The sequence below is a fragment of the Paenibacillus glycanilyticus genome (assembly GCF_030161375.1).
Lineage (GTDB): Bacteria > Bacillota > Bacilli > Paenibacillales > Paenibacillaceae > Pristimantibacillus > Pristimantibacillus glycanilyticus_B.
On record NZ_BSSQ01000004.1, the window covers coordinates 73041 to 87363 of the forward strand.

At 46.5% G+C, this 14323-nt stretch carries 14 protein-coding genes and 1 pseudogene; all 15 read left to right on the forward strand.

The genetic code is table 11. The features are described from left to right. Window positions 1-42: 42 nt before the first annotated feature. The 15 genes and pseudogenes from QQK89_RS05005 to QQK89_RS05075 all read left to right on the forward strand — a co-directional run bounded on the left by QQK89_RS05005 (window position 43) and on the right by QQK89_RS05075 (window position 14302). Window positions 43-840 carry a class I SAM-dependent DNA methyltransferase gene (locus tag QQK89_RS05005; protein WP_284237376.1) on the forward strand — a complete coding sequence of 266 codons (798 nt, stop codon included), beginning with the start codon at window positions 43-45 and terminating at the stop codon, window positions 838-840. Window positions 841-1147: 307 nt separating this feature from the next. Continuing rightward, the gene (locus QQK89_RS05010; RefSeq protein ID WP_284237591.1) at window positions 1148-2860 is read left to right on the forward strand and encodes an ABC transporter ATP-binding protein; all 1713 of its coding nucleotides are present in this window, start codon (window positions 1148-1150) and stop codon (window positions 2858-2860) included. Then, on the forward strand, window positions 2851-4596 hold the full coding sequence (locus QQK89_RS05015) for an ABC transporter ATP-binding protein (RefSeq protein ID WP_284237377.1): 1746 nt from the start codon (window positions 2851-2853) through the stop codon (window positions 4594-4596). The genes QQK89_RS05010 and QQK89_RS05015 overlap by 10 nt, the downstream gene beginning before the upstream one ends. Before the next feature lie 7 nt (window positions 4597-4603). Continuing rightward, a pseudogene (locus QQK89_RS05020) lies at window positions 4604-4960 on the forward strand (shikimate kinase); the annotation flags it as partial. A 52-nt stretch (window positions 4961-5012) separates the two neighbouring features. Next, window positions 5013-6155, forward strand: coding sequence for a hypothetical protein (locus QQK89_RS05025; RefSeq protein ID WP_284237379.1), 1143 nt, complete (start codon window positions 5013-5015; stop codon window positions 6153-6155). Between the two features lie 205 nt (window positions 6156-6360). Next, window positions 6361-6690, forward strand: coding sequence for an ArsR/SmtB family transcription factor (locus QQK89_RS05030; RefSeq protein ID WP_284237380.1), 330 nt, complete (start codon window positions 6361-6363; stop codon window positions 6688-6690). Window positions 6691-6703: 13 nt separating this feature from the next. Then, a complete protein-coding gene (arsC, locus tag QQK89_RS05035) occupies window positions 6704-7126 on the forward strand; it encodes an arsenate reductase (thioredoxin) (RefSeq protein ID WP_284237381.1) in 423 nt (140 codons plus the stop codon). Between the two features lie 34 nt (window positions 7127-7160). Further along, window positions 7161-7565 (forward strand): hypothetical protein, encoded by a 405-nt coding sequence (locus QQK89_RS05040; protein ID WP_284237382.1) that lies wholly within the window; start codon window positions 7161-7163, stop codon window positions 7563-7565. Between the two features lie 15 nt (window positions 7566-7580). Then, window positions 7581-7883 (forward strand): Dabb family protein, encoded by a 303-nt coding sequence (locus QQK89_RS05045; protein ID WP_284237383.1) that lies wholly within the window; start codon window positions 7581-7583, stop codon window positions 7881-7883. Between the two features lie 130 nt (window positions 7884-8013). Next, window positions 8014-8709, forward strand: coding sequence for a hypothetical protein (locus tag QQK89_RS05050; protein WP_284237385.1), 696 nt, complete (start codon window positions 8014-8016; stop codon window positions 8707-8709). Continuing rightward, a complete protein-coding gene (locus QQK89_RS05055) occupies window positions 8702-9439 on the forward strand; it encodes a class I SAM-dependent methyltransferase (protein WP_284237386.1) in 738 nt (245 codons plus the stop codon). The genes QQK89_RS05050 and QQK89_RS05055 overlap by 8 nt, the downstream gene beginning before the upstream one ends. 232 nt (window positions 9440-9671) lie before the next feature. Further along, window positions 9672-11045 (forward strand): FAD-dependent oxidoreductase, encoded by a 1374-nt coding sequence (locus QQK89_RS05060; protein ID WP_284237387.1) that lies wholly within the window; start codon window positions 9672-9674, stop codon window positions 11043-11045. A gap of 7 nt (window positions 11046-11052) precedes the next feature. Beyond that, window positions 11053-11982, forward strand: coding sequence for a carbohydrate ABC transporter permease (locus QQK89_RS05065; protein ID WP_434481628.1), 930 nt, complete (start codon window positions 11053-11055; stop codon window positions 11980-11982). 23 nt (window positions 11983-12005) lie between these two features. Beyond that, window positions 12006-12842, forward strand: coding sequence for a carbohydrate ABC transporter permease (locus QQK89_RS05070; RefSeq protein ID WP_284237389.1), 837 nt, complete (start codon window positions 12006-12008; stop codon window positions 12840-12842). A 104-nt stretch (window positions 12843-12946) separates the two neighbouring features. Then, window positions 12947-14302, forward strand: coding sequence for an ABC transporter substrate-binding protein (locus tag QQK89_RS05075; RefSeq protein ID WP_284237390.1), 1356 nt, complete (start codon window positions 12947-12949; stop codon window positions 14300-14302). Window positions 14303-14323 lie beyond the last annotated feature (21 nt).

Consider the following 14323-nt stretch of genomic DNA (forward strand, 5'->3'; position numbering starts at 1 on the left):
GCATTGTATGCCCCTGATCAACTTGTAGGAGGCCATTCAAATATGCAACAACCTCAGATATGGCACTATGGCCTAGTCGCGCGGGCGCATGCCGAATTGTGGACGGAATCCGGTCCGGAAGCAGCGTACTTCAAAAAATTAATTGAGTCGTTCGGGCAACCGGCGCTTGATCTGGGCTGCGGTGGTGGACGTTTGTTGATCCAATATTTGCAGGCTGGTCTGGATGTGGATGGCTGCGATTATTCGGAGGATATGCTTGCGGTCTGTCAGGAGCGAGCAGCCCAGCAAGGCCTTACACCCCGGCTCTATGCGCAGGCCATGCACAAGCTGGACTTGCCCCGGCGCTACGGGACTATATTTGCATGTGGAGTCATTGGTATAGGTGGAGAGCATCGTCTGACTATGCAGGCCATGCAGTGCTGCCATGAACATCTACGTCCAGGCGGCGTGTTCGCATTCAACTATGCGGCGCGATGGAATGACCCACCCGCTTGGCTGGCGAGGTTGCCTGAGTACAGGCAGGCTGGGCCCGAGGAATGGCCCGCATCCAGTGAACGCCAGCGCCTGGCCGACGGCACGGAGCTGGAAATAGCTGCCCGATCACTTGAGACAGATCCCTTGGAGAACGTCGCCACCCGTCAGATGAGACTCCGGCTATGGCAAGAAGGTGAACTTATCAAAGAGGAAATTCACACGCAAAGGCTAGATGATTATACGAAGAACGAGTTGGTATTGATGCTGGAGCGCGCTGGATTTAACGACATACAGATCTTTGGCGATTTCAGCGACGAACGGGCTACCGCAGACCACCGTGAACTAATCTTTATCTGCCGGAAATAAAAGACAGAGAAATATATGGATTATAAGCCGCGGATTACGCGGTTTTTTTTGCATTCAAGTTTGCCCTCAGCTGAAATGTAATTTTACATTCCTAAATGTCGCGTTATTACATAGATCATGTCGTTTACGAGGATAGTAGAGTAATTCCTTTATATGGTAGAGTAATGAGATTGCTTCCTATTTTTGGAACCTTCTAAGAATGGCTTCATCGAATTTGTTCAGTTGGATTACATGCCACTTACCACAAGGAATGTAGGTGATCGCAGTGAATAATCGGACAAGCTTTTCAGGCCCCGCTGCCCGTCTAATGCAAGACGTATTTAGGAGCTGGGGGTTTTATCTTACGAGCATTTTGGCCACAATCTCGTATTTGTTAATGGACTTCTATATGAGAAAGATGATAGGAACGGTCGCTGACGATATTCTTGACCATAAAGAAACGTTTATGGCGTCGTTTCTATTATTGCTTGGCTCTGCGTTCTTGGCATCCCCATTTCACGGCATATCGACCTATACGAAGGGCCGGATGTCCGAAGAAGTCATGCTGCGGTTGCGGCTAGCGATCGGCAGGAAGACGACAAAACTTCGCATGCCTTATTTGGAGACCCACGATAGCGGTACGATTATCTCCCATTTGGGCTCGGAAATGGATATGCTTAACGGCTTTACCTATTACGGTCTATCCATGATCACGACACTGTTCGTGCAGCTGATCGGCGTAACGGCATTTATGCTATCGGTAGACATAGAAATCACCATCGTCTTTATTTCCCTTTCCTTGGTTGTTCTTCCCCTAAGCATCCTAATGACCAAGCAGGTCCGTGCCCATGAGCGCGTATTTAGAAGCCAGTTGGCGCATTCGCAGCAGCGAGCGAAAGAAGGCATACATTTTATCGCCTTAATCAAATCGTTCCGTCTGGAGCGCAAGGTTTATGCCCAGTATGAGCAAGCCGTTCAACAATCCACAGATGCGGCTATTAAGAATGGCAGAACCATTGCTTATGTCGCGGCGGCGGGAAAAGCAATCGGATTCATTCCGCTGATCGCGATTATCGCGCTAGGCGTATGGCGGATTTCCAAGGGGACATTGTCGCAAGGCGAATTGCTGTCGCTTGTCGCGATCAGCGGCGGTTTCTTTGGTTGGCTGCAGGACACGCCGGATATCGTAGCTTATCTCAGAAAAGCTCAAGTTGCTTGCGAACGGATCTATGGCTTTTTGTCCTTGCCTGAAGAAGAGAATGGCAGTAGGGCCAAGCCTGATCGGGACAGCGGCTGCGTCGTTAAGCTGGAGGATGTACATTTTGCGTACCCGGGGGAGAAAGAGGTTCTTCGGGGCGTCTCGATGGAAATACGCCTAGGGGAATCCATAGCGATTGTCGGCTCCAGCGGTTCAGGCAAATCAACGCTGATGAAATTAATATGCGGATTTGTTGAGCCAGGTAGTGGTCGCGTCGAGTTTATGGGGTTGACTACGGATGAGTGGGAGAAGGAAGCCATGCGTCGGCATATTGCGTTCGTCAGTCAGAAAAACCAGCTGTTCCCTGGCACGCTGCGGGACAATTTATTGCCCGGCCAGGTGAAGTTGGAGGACGAACGGCTTGCTGACCTGTGTAGAGAAGCCGGCTTGGAATATATGTTGGCGGACGAAGGATTGGACAAGCATGTGGGAGAATCCGAGATTGAGTTATCCGGCGGCGAGAAGCAACGAATTACCATTCTGCGCGCATTACTGAAGGATGCCGAACTGATTCTGCTGGACGAACCTACCTCGGCATTGGATGCCGTTACGGAAGAGAAGGTACAGGCATGCTTACAGTTGCTGACGAAAAGCAAAACTTCGATAACGATTGCCCATCGTATGGCGACCATTCAGAACGCGGACCGTATCTATGTGCTTCAACAAGGACAAATCGTGCAATGCGGAACCCACGATGAATTGATTCAATGTAATGGCCCTTATCTGGAAATGCTGAAACTTCAATCCTTTAAGGACCGTGCGGAGGTTATGCAATGGAGCTAATTAGAGAAATGAAACCTTTATTCGCTTACATCCTGCCATGGAAAAGAAGCTATGCGTCCAGTTCGATCGTAGTATCCGTATCAAGCTATTTCGAGAATTTAATCATGGCGCTGTTGCTTGGCAAGGTGCTTGGCGCGGTCACGAACGGTACGTACCAAGCGGCGATAACGGATATGATCCGGTATGCGAGCATGTATGTCCTTCTGCTTATTATCGTTGCGGTTTCGAATGCTGTTGCCAACCGAGACGCAGAGCGTGCAACAAAAAGCATGCGGCTGAAGGCATTCTCGGGTATCTTGACATCCAAATTGAGCGCGATCGCGAGCAAACATGCCGGAGATACGCTCGTCCGATTGGACGGAGACGTCAATGCCGCTTCCGAGGTATTCAAGAAAACGATACAGAACGCCAGCGGATTGCTTTTTACGTTAATTGCCTCTATCGTGACGGTATTCTCTGTGAGTTGGCTGAGCGGAATCATCCTTACGTTGCTTGGCTTACTCATGCTGTGGATTAATGTTAAATTCATCGCTCCGGCCAGGGTTAGGCATAGTATCGCAAGAGCCCAGGTGTCTAAATCGGTAATGGGGTTATCCGACTTGTTAACCAATGCCGAGATGCTTCGGTTCTATGGCGGCAAGTCTGTCATGCTGGATCAATACGAGCATGTTTGCCGAGAACTTCAGAGCAAGAAAGTAGCCGCGGTCCGGCTTACGGCATTGCAAAACACGTTAGGCCAAGTTCAGGCGAGTTTCGTTGTTTGTTTCAGTATAGGGATTGGTTTCATTTTGTGGAGGAACGAGGTCATTACGATCGAGCAAATTCCAATCCTGATGAATATGGGCAGCATGCTTGTTAATCCGCTTGCCGGTATCGGGTTTATGATGGCGAATATGCAAAGTAGTCTAACTAGTGGCGTTCGGGTGCTAGAGTTAATGGATCTACAGCAGGAAGAAGGAGTAACAACAGACGAGCAGACAGTCCCCTTAGAACCTTCGAATGCGATTGTTTGCAGGCAACTGTCGTTTGGCTATAAGGATAGAAAAGTACTGGACAACGTCTCGTTCGCGCTCCCTGCAGGCAAGATGCTAGCCATAGTTGGCGAGAGCGGAAGCGGCAAAAGCACGTTGCTTAAGTTATTGCTAGGTTTATACGAATACGAGGGAAGCTTGAGCTTGCTTGGGAAGGAAATTTCGGACACGCCGCTTGCGAATCTCCGCGATAAAACGGCATACGTGCCGCAGGACTGCCCATTGTTTGAAGGTACGATCTTCGATAATATTGCTCTCGGCCGTCAGGACGCATCCGAAGAAGACGTCTATCTGGCGGCTTCTCGGGCGGGCGTCTCCGAGTTTGCCGAGCATTTCCAAGATGGCTTTCAGACATGGGTAGGAGAGTCGGGCGTGAAACTCTCGGGCGGACAACGGCAAAAAATTTCCATCGCGCGCGCTTTGCTTAAAGAGGCTCCAATCTTATTGTTTGATGAAATTACTTCTTCCATCGATGCCATCTCTGAGCAATATATCCAAGACACAATAGAGCGGATTAAGGGTCACCAAACGATCGTAGTGGTCGCTCATCGGCTGGCGACGATTAAGGAAGCCGATTGCATTCTCGTCATGGATAAGGGCGCACTCGTTGAGATGGGAACTCATGAGGAACTATTGGATAAAGATGGGTATTATGCTAGGCTGAAGAGGCTTCAAGATCTCGTGATTGAGGGGATGGTTGGATGAAATTTGTGATATGTACGGAATGATTTTTACTTATGTATGGGGATTTGATTTGCATGGTGACTGGGACTATGTTGATGCGATTTGCAAGACGATCGAAGAAAAAGACGGCGAAGTGTATTTGGTGGAGTTAGAAGCCGATCTTGAGAAAAGATTGGAGCGTAACAAAACGCCACATAGACTAGAGCATAAACCAACCAAAAGGGATGTCGCCCGTTCTGAGCGGAATTTGATACAGACAACGGAGAAACATCGGTTAAACTCCTTCGAGGGAGAAATAAAAAGAGCGAATTACATTAGAATCAACAATACGAATTTAACTGCTGATGAGGTTGCTGAAATCATTAAGAGCAGATTCTCTTTATAATGATGGTTTGTTTAGATCGAACAGATAGTTTAGAAGAAACAGAGGTCAAAAAATGAAGACAACCGAAAATACAAAAGATGAATTTATAATTGATTCTGCGTATTTGCAATCCCTTTTAAGAAGAATCGTACCTTCTAACTGTTTACAGTTATTATCGTGGAATTGCAGTCCACTTGGAAACAACAAGGAAGAGAGCTCGGTTTATAGAGTTTCTTGTTCATTTCTAGACAACGATAGAGAGCGGAATTATGCATTAATACTCAAAATATTAAAACCCGATTATTTGCGCAATCAGGTCGATCACTACTACTACTGGAAACGTGAAGCTTTGGTTTATGGTTCAGGTATACTGAATCAGTTGCCAAATAGTATAAGGGCGCCATTATGCTATGCAGTAGAAGAGCATCCTGAAGAAAATGTATGGATTTGGCTCGAGGACATGGCAATTGAAGAACTTCAAATTGACTGGTCGTTAGAGCATATGCAAAAAATTTCCTGCTTACTTGGAAAATTCAATGGAGTGTACATAACAGGAACTCCTCTTCCTACTGAGTCTTTTTTATGTCACTCTTGGATTCGTTCGTGGGTAGAGGTTTGTGCTGCTTATGCAAAACCTATTGAGGAGCAAAAAGTTATTTGGGATTCTTGCTTGGAGGATTTTGATGGTAACAGCTATATGTGGGAGCTTTATCATATTAATAGAAACCGGGTAAATAGCTTATTGCAAACAATAGAATTATTACCTCGTGTATTCGCCCATCAAGACGTACACTGGGATAACATTTTTATAGAGCAATTGAATGGCATTGATTCCTTAATAGCAATCGATTGGCAGTTTGCAAGCATTTCAGGTGTAGGAGAAGAGCTGGGCCGAATGTTTGGATATGCATTAATAAAGAATAAAATTCCAGTTAACAAGATTGCAGATTACAAGGAAAAGTTGTTACAACACTATTTACAAGGACTTAGAGATCAAGGGTGGGACGGTAATCCCATACTTGTTAGATTTGGGTTTATTGCCAGTGCATCACTTAGGTTTATTATGGTAATTGATAAGTTGATAAGTAACTTAGTAGAGGTCGATAGAAAAAAACAGGAAGAAAAATCAAGACATCTTTTATTTGTCGCTCGGGCACTGCTTGAATTGGCAGAAGAGTCTTGGAAACTTAGAAGTGAAGTACTTGCAATTACCTAATTTGCACGTCATAGGAGAACGAAAGCAAAATAAAAAACCAGCAGCAGATCGCTGATCTGTTGCTGGTTTTTGCCGACATGAAGGGCAGCAGCTTCATGTTAATCAATTTTTTTTGATTAACAGATTGACTAGCGCGAAAAGGAATGGTAATTTCAGTTTATAAAATAAATCAAAAAAAGTTGATTTAATGTAAGGAGGGCGCTTCATGACAGAACTTTCTTTCGCAGATTACGAATTGAAATTCAAAGCGCTTGCTGATGAAAAACGTCTTCACATCATGTATGAACTGACCCAACGCGGAAATACTTGCGTCTGCGATCTCGTTGAAATTTTCGAAATGTCGCAATCCAAGCTGTCGTATCACCTCAAGATTTTACTGGATGCCGGTTTTATCACGAAGGAGACGCGCGGCACATGGAGCTATTACGAAATCAATCAAGAACAGGTAAGCCACATTCTCTCTGAGGAGCTTTGCTGTATGTTCAAGCCGGCTCGAACAGGTAGCAGCAGTTGTTGTGGGGCGAAGAATGAATAAAGGGGCAAAAACGATGAGTAAAAAAACAGTTTATTTTCTTTGTACGGGCAACTCTTGCAGAAGCCAAATCGCGGACGGATTTTTGAAGGAGCTTGGCAGCGAGACATATGAGGTCAAAAGCGCTGGCCTTGAGGCGCATGGGCTAAATCCTCGGGCAGTACAAGTCATGAATGAAGCTGGCGTCGATATTTCGGGGCATACTTCCGATGTGATCGACCCTGAAATTTTGAAAGATGCGGATTTCATTATCACGCTTTGCGGTCATGCCAACGATAATTGCCCTGTTGTGCATAATGACAAAGCCGAAAGATGGCATTGGGGCTTTGAGGATCCAGCCAAAGCAACCGGTTCGGAAGATGAAATCATGGCAAAATTCCGCGAAGTGCGTGACGCCATTAGAAGTCGCATTGAAAAATTCGTGACAGAAGGTAAATGAATATAAGTAAACGTACACCTAAGGAGAAGTTGATTTGGGTAGAAAAACGAGCATTTTCATTACTATCTTGGCAGCAGCCATTGCTATCGCTTCGAGTTATTATTACATTATGCTCTACACGCCCAATCATACAGTTAGTAAAGTACTAGATGCTTCAATACAGGGAGAATCGATTCAGGAATTAGATGCAACCAACAATGCTGTATTAGAATCTTTCTGGTCTAGCGTTAATGAAACAACGCGATTTAAGTATTCCATTAAAAGAGTAGAAGCGGGATGGAAGAAGAGAGAGTTCTTGGTATATATTGAAAAAATCAATTATAATCAAGAGAATAATGTGACTGGTATTATCCATGGATCTCTCTATTTTAAATTGTCTCGTTCTTTCATCAACAATTGGACAATCACTGATATTAGAGTTACCGAGCAATTAACATAAATGGAGGTAAAACCTATGTATGAACATCTCGTCGTTTTCAAGTTTAATACGAATATCACGCCTGCCAAACACCAGGAACTGCTGGATCAATTGCTGGGGTTTCAGGATCACATTCCCGGAATTCTCGATATGAGCGCAGGTCTCAACGTAACCGAAGAAACGGAAAATATACACGGATACACGCTTGGATTGCGGGTTACATTCGATAGCCTTGAATCACTTCGCGCATATGGACCTCATCCTCTCCATCAGGAATTTGTAAAGTCGCTAGACGGTCTGCTCGAGAATGTTGTAGTCGTTGATTACCCCAAGATCTAGTTCACGTTCAAGCAGCCGGCATAGAGTCCGGCTGTTTTTTATTGACTAAAGCGCAGGAATTCATCATATCAGCAATAAGAATAGGTTAGGTGATTGTTCCGAGTATCTAGAAAGGCAGGGGGAAGCCATTATGAGTGAAAAAGTTGATGCAGCTGTACTAAATAATATCGTTTGGTGTGGAATCGTATGCGAGACGCACGGTATTACTGCAACTTCAAGCGAACATATATGGAAGACAACATCGAAATCTCCGCCATATTACCCAGACATGATTACATCAAGCAGGCATGTAATTGTTGATGAGGTAATGGATATCATCACAAATAAAGAAATTAGCGGGATCAAGGATAGTTTCGCTAATCTAGATTTATCTCCTTATGATTTTGAACTGTTATTTACAGCCGACTGGATCTATCATGAACCGGTGGTTAAGTTGGAGTCTATTCCGTCTGGATGGATTCATGTTACAACAGACAATGAGTTCGCAGAGTGGAATTCCGCCCATGGTTTAGAAAATGTGATAAAACCTGACCTTATGAAGCGCTCAGATGTAAAGATTTATTTATATAGGAACAAGGGTGAAGTGTCAGGATTTATCGCTAATCTAAGCGCCAGCGCGGTAGGGATATCCAACGTGTTTTCAAGTGCTGACATCGATCATACATGGTCGGACATTCATCATATAGTTGCATCAGATTTTCCGGGTTTACCTATGGTGGGTTACGAAAGCGGTACGTACCTTACCGCAGCCCTTAAATCGGGCTGGACATTTGTAGGACCGCTTCGTGTATGGGGAAGAACAAACAGGAGGTCTACCGATGGCTGACAAAATATTTGAGGAACCTAGGCTTGCAGAATTATATGACTGGTTTGATACTCCCGACCGTCCGGATCTTGATCATTATGCTTCGATGGCAACGGAGTTTCAGGCCCATTCCATTATTGATCTTGGCTGCGGGACGGGTAATCTTGCTTGTAGATTGGCTAGCATGGGCAAGGAGGTTATTGGTATCGATCCGGCGATGGCTTCGCTTAACGTTGCAAAAGGCAAGGATTACGGTACTAGGGTCAAATGGCTTCATGGGACAATTGATGCTATTCAAGGAATGCAGGTAGATCTCGTTACGATGACGGGGAACGTTGCGCAGGTTTTTATAACAGACGAAGAGTGGACGGGTATGCTCCGTGCTTGCCAAGAGGCGATTCGTCCGGGGGGAAGGCTGGTATTTGAAGTTAGGGATCCTGCTATGGAAGCTTGGAACAATTGGAATCGGGAGAGCACCTACCAGTGTCTTGAACGTTCGGATTTCGGGAGAGTGGAGACATGGGTCGATCTCTTGGAAGTGAACCTTCCGTGGGTAACGTTTCGGCATACTTTTATATTTTGCAGGGAAGGCAAGGAGCTTACTTCAGACTCTACACTGCGGTTCCGAAGTAAGGAAGAAATAATGGACGCCTTATCAGAAGCCCGATTTGTTGTCGAAGAAATTCGGGACGCGCCGGATCGGCCGGGGCTGGAATTCGTATTTATAGCTCGCCGAGCAATATCCGAGTAAACGTAAGTTTCATCCAAACAGCGGCAGTCTAAGACTTTTTCGAGTCTTGGACCGTCGCTGTTTTTATTTTTTCGATTCCATTTCACCAAACAAGCAAAAGGTAAAAATATTACTCCTGAACGAGTCGCAAGGCTATACCGTAATCGCGGATATCCCATGCTAGAATTAGCTCCATAATAGATCGGCAAGTTGATCAGGCATAATCGACAGCCGGGAATGTGGGGCTAAATAGATGAATCAATTTACGCTAAAAAGCAAGCAGATCCCGCTCAATTCTTCCTTTGACGTCATTGTAGTTGGAGGCGGGCCAGCGGGCTGTACCGCTGCTGCTGCGGCGGCCCGAGAAGGAGTGCGAACGCTTCTGATCGAAGCGACGGGAAGTCTTGGAGGCATGGGGACATCGGGACTTGTTCCTGCGTGGTGCCCATTTTCAGATAAGCAAAAGATGGTCTACCGCGGTCTTGCGGCCACAGTGTTTGAAACGCTGAAAGCACAAATGCCGCATGTACGCAAAGACGCGCTCGACTGGGTGCCGATTGAGCCGGAGAAGCTGAAGCGGGTATACGATAACCTGGTGACGGAAGCGGGAGCAAAGGTGTTGTTCCTGACCTCGCTGGCAGATGTCGAGAGAGATGAAGAGGGCAACGTAACGGCAATCGTCGTTCTGAATAAAAGCGGACTGCAAGCTTTCCAGGCTAAAGTATTTGTCGATTGTACGGGAGATGGCGATGTTGCGGCTTGGGCCGGAGCGGAGTATGAGAAAGGGGACGCGGAGACCGGTGAGCTTCAGCCTGCCACCCATTGCTTCATCCTTGGCAACGTGGATGATTACGCATATATAAACGGGGTGAATTTGCACGCCGAAAATCCTTCAAGCCCTATTCATGAAGTGTTTGAATCGGGCCAATATCCTGGCATTCCGGACAAGCATATTTGCAACAACATGGTTGCGCCGGGCTCTGTAGGTTTTAATGCGGGGCATCTGTGGGGCGTAGACAACACGGATACGTTCAGCGTATCCGATGCGATGATCGAAGGACGCAAGATGGCGGCAGACTATCGGGACATGCTGGCAAAGGTTCAGCCTGCTGCCTTCGCGAATGCATTCGTCATGACGACAGGTACGCTAATTGGCACACGGGAGTCACGGCGCATTATTGGCGACTACGTTTTGACGGCACAGGATTATATGGAACGCAAAAGCTTCGAAGATGAAATTTGCCGGAATAGTTATTTCCTCGATATTCATGGCACGAAGGCGGAGCAGCAGAGAGGCAAAGGTTCGAATCTGGCCTTAACGTTGTATGGCCCTGGCGACTCGCATGGCATTCCGTACCGTTGCCTGACACCGCGCGGACTTCGTAACGTGCTTGTTGCCGGACGCAGTATCTCTTGTGATCGTCAAGTGCTCGGCAGCGTTCGGGTTATGCCGGTTTGTCTGGCGATGGGGGAAGCGGCGGGACTTGCCGCTGCGCTTGCTGCTCGAGAGGCGAATAACGATGTGCATGCGGTGAATGTTGCGACGCTTCGCCGCAGATTACAAGAAGAGGGCGCTTATTTACCGGAGATTTCCGAGATCATGCAGGAGGTGAATGCCGGTGAGTAATCAAGTTATGGTACAGAAGGCGACCGCGGCAAAAACAGAGAAGAAAACATACTGGACCCGCAAGCGGCGCGAGCAATGGGCGGGTTGGATTTTTATAGCTCCGGAAGTCATTGGCATGCTTATTCTATCCGTATTCCCCCTAGTATGCAGCTTGTTCCTGAGCTTAACGGAATGGAATCTAGTAGGCGGTTTTTCGGCCATTCATTTTATCGGATTCGATAACTTTGTTAATCTGTTCAAGGATAATCACTTTATTAAAGCTTTGAAGAACAATGTGCTGTTTACGGTTGGAACGGTACCGCTGACGATTGTGATGGGTATCATTCTGGCGGCGCTGATCCATAAGAAGCTGCATTTCAAATCGTATTTCAAAGCCGCTTTCTTCATCCCTTATATTTGCTCGACGGTAGCGATTGCGGCGGTATGGCAAGCTTTGTACCATCCTTCCAAGGGGCCGCTGAATCAGTTGCTCATGGACATGGGAATGTCCCATCCGCCGCGTTGGCTGGTAGACACGGGCTTCTCTCTGATCGCTATCATGATTATTTATATTTGGCAGATTCTTGGCTACCAGATCATTATATTCCTCGCCGGGATGACGAACATTCCGGACGAGTTGTATGAGGCGGCTACGATCGACGGGGCATCGGGCATGCAGCAGTTCCGCAAGATTACGGTGCCGCTCTTAGGTCCAACAACCTTTTTCCTCGTTATTACGAGCACGATTTCGTCATTTAAAGTATTCGACATGATCAAGTTCCTAACAAACGGCGGGCCGAATTACTCCAGTACGGTTATTGTGTATCAGATTTATGAGGAAGGGTTCGAACGGTTCCAGATGGGTTACGCTTCGGCGATGTCTTGGGTGCTGTTCCTCATTATTCTGCTGGTTACGTCCGTTACCTGGATGACGCAAAGCAAGAAGGTCCATTACTAACACGGAAGAAAGGAGCTAGGTCGATGTCATTTCAAAAGTTTAAATTAAGCAATATTATTCTAACGTTTCTGTTCGCCGTCTTATCTTTATTCTTCTTATTGCCGTTAATATGGATGTTGTCTGCTTCTGCGAAGACAGAGCGCGACGTATGGACGTTTCCGATCCAATGGATACCGAAAGATTGGAACTGGGTCAGCAACTTCAAGGCAGTATGGATGGGCGATGTATCGTTTGGCCTGTTCTATATGAATTCGATCAAGATTGCCGTTATCTCAACGCTTGCGACGGTATTGTTCTCGGCGATGGCCGGTTATGCCTTATCCAAGCTTCAATTTAAAGGGAAAGCAGCCGTATTCAGCTTAATGCTGGCTTTCATGATGATTCCGGAGCAGGCGACACTTGTGCCTCGCTATATCATGATCAAAGAATTAGGCCTGTACGACTCCCATGGGGCGCTCATTCTAATGGGGATTTTCTCGAGTTACTTCGCTTTCCTGCTGCGGCAATTCATGCTTGGTATCCATAACGATATGCTGGAGGCGGCAGAGCTGGACGGAGCGGGTTTCTTCCGGGTATTCATCAGCGTCATGGTGCCGCTTAGCCGGCCGATTCTGGCGACGGTTGGGATCATTAAGTTCATTTGGACCTGGAATGATTACCAAGGGCCGCTTATTATGCTCAACTCCTCGAAGCTGTTTACGATTCCGCTTGGCATGCAGTTTTTCCAAGAGGAATTCGGCACGCGTATTGCCGTCATGATGATGGCTTCCGTTGCGGCTATTATTCCGCTATTGGTTCTATTCCTGGCCTTGCAGAAGCAAGTTATTGAAGGGATAGCGATCGGCGGGGTCAAAGGATAACAAGTCAAAAATGTCTACGCGCTTATCTCAAATCTGTACACGGTATAAGAAAAATGAGAGTTGTATAATTAGCCTGCAGCAAACAATTATAGGGGGAGTTAAATATGAAAAAGATAGCTTTGACACTTGTAAGCGCATTGACAGTGTTCTCTCTTGCGGCATGCGGAGGCAATAGCGGCAACGGTAACAATACGTCTGCGGCTAACGGCAACAAGCCGGCTGCTTCCGAACAATCGGAGAAGCCGGCAGGCAAAGAGAAAATCAAATTCTATACCTTTAAGGCCAGCACTGAGGAAGAACCGATGTTCCAAGCTGTAAAGGCTTACAATGAATCGCAGGACAAAGTAGAAGTGGAATACGAGTCGCTTGTGCAAAACAGCAATAGTACCGATTTCATGAAGAAGCTTGATATTCTCGTGGCAGGCGGCGAAGCGGTTGACGTATTTATGACCGGCAGCGAGGAAGAATTGCTGGAGCGCGCATCGCGTGGCGTTGTTGAACCGCTTAACTCGTACCTGGAGAAAGAAGCGGTTAAACCGGAAGAAGAGTATAACAAGGTGATTAAATTAAACAGCGATATTTACGGGCTGATGACAAGCTCGACGCAATGGTTCACCGTGTTCAATAAAGATCATCTGGAGAAAGCGGGTCTTGAGCTTCCTAAGATGGGCTGGACGTGGGATGACTTCAGAGGTTATGCCAAAAAACTTACCATGGACGGGCATTACGGTACGTACTTCCATACATGGGGCGAATACGCCGATGTCATCGCTTATACCGAACGTCCGAATCCGCAATTGGATGCAGACATGAAACCAATCTTTGATGATCCTTCCTTCAAATATTTCTTTGAACTGCGCCGCGCGATGGAGCAGGAAGACAAAAGCGTAGAACCTTATGCAGACGTGCTGGCATCGAATTACCACGTATTGCAGCAGTTCTTTGCAGGTAACGCGAGTATGCTTGTTGTACCAAGCTATGCGGTAAGAGCCGGTCTTAACCTTGAGAAATTCCCGCATGAATTCCAAATGATGTACGCTCCGGTTCCTCGTTCTGTCGATGCGACGGAAGTCGGCATGACAAACATTTCGGGCGGCGGACTTGCGATTGGCGCGAAATCGGAGCATAAAGAAGCCGCTTATGATTTCATCAGATGGATTTCGAAAGAAGCTTATAAGTACACGAAAGAAATTCCATCTTTCAAAGGCGTAGACGGCGCGGCGCTGATCAATGATTTCTTCAAAGACAATACCGATTTGATTGATACCACTTCTTTGGCTAATACGTTGTTTGATCCAAATAACAAAATGCCGGATGCGTTCAGCGTTCCTTACGGCGCGGAATTGAAGAAAATCGTAGAAGACGGCTTCTCCAGCTATATGCTCGATAACCGCGATTTTGACGAAGTGAAAGCTTCGATGACAGACGAAGTAAACAAAGTCGTCGAGGCGAATAAATAGGAAATACTGACAGGCAAAAGT

Excerpts from the sequence above, each read along its gene's own strand:
- QQK89_RS05005 (WP_284237376.1), top strand. The coding sequence starts at position 43 with ATGCAACAACCTCAGATATGGCACTATGGCCTAGTCGCGCGGGCGCAT.
- QQK89_RS05010 (WP_284237591.1), top strand. The coding sequence starts at position 1,148 with ATGCAAGACGTATTTAGGAGCTGGGGGTTTTATCTTACGAGCATTTTG.
- QQK89_RS05015 (WP_284237377.1), top strand. The coding sequence starts at position 2,851 with ATGGAGCTAATTAGAGAAATGAAACCTTTATTCGCTTACATCCTGCCA.
- QQK89_RS05025 (WP_284237379.1), top strand. The coding sequence starts at position 5,013 with ATGAAGACAACCGAAAATACAAAAGATGAATTTATAATTGATTCTGCG.
- QQK89_RS05030 (WP_284237380.1), top strand. The coding sequence starts at position 6,361 with ATGACAGAACTTTCTTTCGCAGATTACGAATTGAAATTCAAAGCGCTT.
- arsC (WP_284237381.1), top strand. The coding sequence starts at position 6,704 with ATGAGTAAAAAAACAGTTTATTTTCTTTGTACGGGCAACTCTTGCAGA.
- QQK89_RS05045 (WP_284237383.1), top strand. The coding sequence starts at position 7,581 with ATGTATGAACATCTCGTCGTTTTCAAGTTTAATACGAATATCACGCCT.
- QQK89_RS05050 (WP_284237385.1), top strand. The coding sequence starts at position 8,014 with ATGAGTGAAAAAGTTGATGCAGCTGTACTAAATAATATCGTTTGGTGT.
- QQK89_RS05055 (WP_284237386.1), top strand. The coding sequence starts at position 8,702 with ATGGCTGACAAAATATTTGAGGAACCTAGGCTTGCAGAATTATATGAC.
- QQK89_RS05060 (WP_284237387.1), top strand. The coding sequence starts at position 9,672 with ATGAATCAATTTACGCTAAAAAGCAAGCAGATCCCGCTCAATTCTTCC.
- QQK89_RS05065 (WP_434481628.1), top strand. The coding sequence starts at position 11,053 with ATGGTACAGAAGGCGACCGCGGCAAAAACAGAGAAGAAAACATACTGG.
- QQK89_RS05070 (WP_284237389.1), top strand. The coding sequence starts at position 12,006 with ATGTCATTTCAAAAGTTTAAATTAAGCAATATTATTCTAACGTTTCTG.
- QQK89_RS05075 (WP_284237390.1), top strand. The coding sequence starts at position 12,947 with ATGAAAAAGATAGCTTTGACACTTGTAAGCGCATTGACAGTGTTCTCT.